Annotated in this window: 2 protein-coding genes; both read right to left on the minus strand. The window is 73.2% G+C overall.

The features are described 5' to 3' along the window. On the minus strand, window positions 1–524 hold a 524-nt coding region (locus FV222_RS27280), incomplete at its 3' end, for a 3'-5' exonuclease (RefSeq protein ID WP_147816262.1). 60 nt (window positions 525–584) lie between these two features. Further along, on the minus strand, window positions 585–991 hold a 407-nt coding region (locus FV222_RS27285), incomplete at its 5' end, for a BRCT domain-containing protein (RefSeq protein WP_348644953.1).

Below are 991 nucleotides of genomic sequence, written 5' to 3' on the forward strand. Positions count from 1 at the left end.
ACCCGCGACAGGTCGGGCACGTCCGCGGCCTCCGTCTGCCGGACGGCGGCGAGCGCGATCTCGGCGCAGGCGTAGGCGTCCTCGCCGGCGTCGTGGTGCTCGAAGCGGATGCCGAGGCGCCTTGCGACCTTGCCGAGCCCGCAGCCCTCCGGGTCCGGGAACACGCGCCGGGCGACCTGGACCGTGCAGAGGTAGCGCAAGGGAGGCGCCGGTAGCCCGCAGGCCTGGAGCGAGGCCCGCAGCACGCCGATGTCGAAGCTCGCGTTGTGGGCGAGGATCAGCCCGCCGGCGAGGTCGGGCAGGAACTCGGCGACCGCCTCGCCGAAGCCGGGCTTGTCGCGCACGTCGGCCGGGACGATCCCGTGGACGCGGATGTTGCCGGGCGCGAACCGCAGCTCCGGCGGCCGGATCAGCCGGGACGCGCGCCGGACCACGCGGCCCCCCTCGATCCAGGCGAGCCCGATCGCGCAGGCGCTGTCGCGCCGCTCGTTGGCGGTCTCGAAGTCGAGGGCGACGACGGTCATGAGCCCAGGGACGGCCGCGAGGATGTCATGCCCCAGGTCTATGACCCGGCGACTCGCGCTTCAAGCGGCTGCGACCATCGCGAGCCATTCGTCTTCCGAGACGACGCGCACCCCGTGCTTCTCGGCATCCTTCAGCTTCGAGCCGGCGCCGGGGCCGGCGACGACGAGGTCGGTCTTGGCCGAGACCGAGCCCGAGACCTTGGCGCCGAGGCGCTCGGCGGTGGCCTTGGCCTCGTTGCGGGTCATCTTCTCCAGAGTCCCGGTGAAGACCACCGTCTTGCCGGAGAACGCCGCGGTGCTCGCGGACGCCTCCATCGGGGCGACCTGGACCTCCTTGAGCAGCGCCGACACGGCGGCGTCGTTGTGCGGCTCGGAGAAGAACGCGATCAGCGAGTCGGTCGCCACCGGGCCGATCTCGCCGTCGTCGGCGAAGACCCGGTAGGCGTCGCCGGGGCGCTGCTCGGCGG

Source organism: Methylobacterium sp. WL103, assembly GCF_008039885.1.
Lineage (GTDB): Bacteria > Pseudomonadota > Alphaproteobacteria > Rhizobiales > Beijerinckiaceae > Methylobacterium > Methylobacterium cerastii.